Raw genomic sequence first — 2,724 nt, 5'->3', positions numbered from 1 at the left:
AAAACTTTCTGGAGATCTCTTGAATGCCCGCAATATCCCCCGCGCCGGTCTTGTCGCGGCCCCGGGTCATGGCTTGGTCATGGGCCTTGGTCATGGCCTTTGGTCATGGGGCTGCGGGGGCGCCCCCCTGTCGAGCCTGCAATGAACATTAAAAGGGTATTAAATGGGTATAAATGACCTCGTAACGAGCGGATGAACGCAATCCAGACAGCACTGGCCAAGCTGGCCGCGGAGCCCGGGCTGACGCGGCAGGAAATGCAGGCGGCCATGCGCCAGATCATGAACGGCGAGGCGACGCCCGCCCAGATCGGCGGGCTGCTCGCGGCATTGCGGGCGCGGGGCGAAACCGTGGCGGAGATCGTCGGCGCGGCGGAGGTCATGCGCGAATTCGCCGACCGGGTGGAGGCGCCCGACCCCGGGCGCCTGCTCGACACCTGCGGCACCGGCGGCGACGGGGCCCGAATCTTCAACGTCTCCACCACGGCGGCCCTGATCGCGGCGGCGGCCGGCGCCCGCATCGCCAAACACGGCAACCGCTCCGTATCCGGCGCCAGCGGCAGCGCGGACGTGCTGGAACGGGCCGGGGTGCGGCTGGAGCTCTCCCCCGAACAGGTGCGCGCCTGTATCGAAACAGCGGGCATCGGCTTTATGTTCGCTCCCCGTCACCACAGCGCCATGCGCCACGCCGCCGGCCCCAGGCGGGAGCTGGGCATGAGGACCCTGTTCAATCTCCTGGGCCCGCTCACCAACCCCGCCGGCGCCCGCCGCCAGTTGCTGGGCGTATTCGCCGCCGAGTGGGTCACGCCGGTCGCCGAGGCCCTGGAGCGGCTGGGCTGCGACCGGGCTATGGTCGTCCACTCCGAAGACGGGCTGGACGAGATCAGCACCGCCGCCCCCACCCGCGTCGCCGAATTGCGGCAGGGGCGCATCGAGAACTACCGTATCCTGCCGCGGGAATGGGGGCTGGCGGCGAACTCGCTGCAAGCGCTCGCGGCGCCGGACGCCGAACGCAGCCACGAACTCATGCGCGCCGTGCTGGCCGGGGCAAGCGGGCCGGCGCGGGATATCGCTGTCTTGAACGCCGCCGCCGCACTCTACACGGCCGGGCTGGCCGCCGACCTGGGGGCTGGGGTCCAGGCCGCCGCCCAAGCCATAGACGACGGGCGCGCCCAGGCCACGCTGGAGCGGCTGGCGCGCGCCAGCAACGCATGAACCGCGGGCGCGGACAGGCTGCCGACGGCAAACCCAGCGGCCAGCGGCGGCGCCGGACGCCGCCGGCCGGCAGAGACCTCCCCGGGCAACGCCCTGACATGCTGGCCCGCATCGTCGAGAGCAAGCGGCAACAACTGCGGCGGCAGAAATCCGCCCTCCCCGAGGCCGAACTCAAGGCGCGGCTGGACGACGCCCCGCCGCCGCGGCCGTTCGCCGCCGCCCTGCGGGCCGCCGCCGCCGCCGGCAAACCGGCGGTGATTGCCGAACTGAAGCGCGCGTCTCCCAGCAAGGGCGTCCTGCGCCGCGACTACCGCCCCCGCGAACTGGCGGCGGCCTATCGGCAGGGCGGCGCCAGTTGCCTGTCCGTACTCACCGACCGGGAATTTTTCCGGGGCGAAATGGCGCACCTGGAGGAAGCGCGCGCCGCCGCCCGGCTGCCGGTGCTGCGCAAAGACTTTATCGTGGACCCTTACCAGTTATACGAATCCCGGGCCGGCGGCGCCGACTGCATCCTGCTGATCGCGGCCGCCCTCGACGACGCCCGGATGCTCGAACTCAAGGACCTGGCGCTGGAACTGCGAATGGACGTGCTGATCGAGATCCACGACCGCCGCGAACTGACGCGGGCGCTGCTTTTGCAGACCGAGATGCTCGGCATCAACAACCGCGACCTGCGCAGCTTCGCCACCGATATCCGCACCACTTTGGAGCTGCTGGTTGACGTTCCCCCCGACCGGCTCGTGGTCACGGAAAGCGGCATCCGCGACCATGAGCAAATCTCCCGGCTGCGCGCCGCCGGCGTATCCGCCTTCCTGGTCGGCGAAACGCTGGTAAAGGACGCAGACCCCGGCGCCCGGCTGCGCTCGCTGTTCTTCGCAGACGCGGACGGGGCGAGGGCGAGGCCCGAAGCCAGACGGTAGCATTCTCCGCCATTCCGCGCCCCCCGCCATTCCTGCCTCCCCCCGTCATTCCTGCCCCCACCGCCATTCCTGCCCCCACCGTCATTCCGGCGAAAGCCGGAATCCCGCATAATAGGGCTTGCGCGGGATAGCGGCTCAAGAGAAACAAGAACGGAACATGACTAAAAAACAACCGGCAGTCTATATTCTGGCCAGCGCACGCAACGAAACTTTATACGTTGGAGTAACCAGCAACCTGCCCGCTCGCGTATGGCAACACAAAAACAATGTGGTGGAAGGATTCACCAAAAAATACAAGGTGCACAAGTTAGTTTACTTTGAGGTGCACGAAGATATGGCATCCGCAACCGAACGGGAGATACGGATAAAAAGATGGAAAAGAGACTGGAAATTGAAACTCATAGAGAAAGAAAATCCGGGTTGGAGGGACATGTACGATGACATTCTCTGACTTGGGTGGAGGGAAAAGAATGGGCTTCCTGCCCACCCCGCCATTCCTGCCCCCACCCCGCCATTCCTGCCCCCACCCCGCCATTCCTGCCCCCACCTCGCCATTCCTGCGAAAGCAGGAATCCAGCGTATAAAGCGCGCG

General features: G+C 67.0%; 3 protein-coding genes. All 3 read left to right on the top strand.

Annotated features, from left to right (window positions below; translation table 11 throughout):
• Positions 1–192: 192 nt before the first annotated feature.
• The 3 genes from trpD to OXU43_02145 all read left to right on the top strand — a co-directional run bounded on the left by trpD (position 193) and on the right by OXU43_02145 (position 2,583).
• On the top strand, positions 193–1,212 hold the full coding sequence (gene trpD / locus OXU43_02155) for an anthranilate phosphoribosyltransferase (protein ID MDD9823963.1): 1,020 nt from the start codon (positions 193–195) through the stop codon (positions 1,210–1,212).
• A 98-nt stretch (positions 1,213–1,310) separates the two neighbouring features.
• Positions 1,311–2,132, top strand: coding sequence for an indole-3-glycerol phosphate synthase TrpC (trpC, locus tag OXU43_02150; GenBank protein ID MDD9823962.1), 822 nt, complete (start codon positions 1,311–1,313; stop codon positions 2,130–2,132).
• A gap of 157 nt (positions 2,133–2,289) precedes the next feature.
• Complete coding sequence (locus tag OXU43_02145) at positions 2,290–2,583, top strand: GIY-YIG nuclease family protein (GenBank protein ID MDD9823961.1); 294 nt, start codon at positions 2,290–2,292, stop codon at positions 2,581–2,583.
• Positions 2,584–2,724: the final 141 nt, after the last annotated feature.

This window comes from Gammaproteobacteria bacterium (assembly GCA_028817255.1).
Lineage (GTDB): Bacteria > Pseudomonadota > Gammaproteobacteria > Porifericomitales > Porifericomitaceae > Porifericomes > Porifericomes azotivorans.
Note: the sequence above shows the minus strand (reverse complement) of the source record. Positions and strands in the feature narration are given on the sequence as shown.

Bases quoted from the DNA above. Each gene is read 5' to 3' on its own strand.
- trpD (MDD9823963.1), top strand. From the start codon at position 193: ATGAACGCAATCCAGACAGCACTGGCCAAGCTGGCCGCGGAGCCCGGG.
- trpC (MDD9823962.1), top strand. From the start codon at position 1,311: ATGCTGGCCCGCATCGTCGAGAGCAAGCGGCAACAACTGCGGCGGCAG.
- OXU43_02145 (MDD9823961.1), top strand. From the start codon at position 2,290: ATGACTAAAAAACAACCGGCAGTCTATATTCTGGCCAGCGCACGCAAC.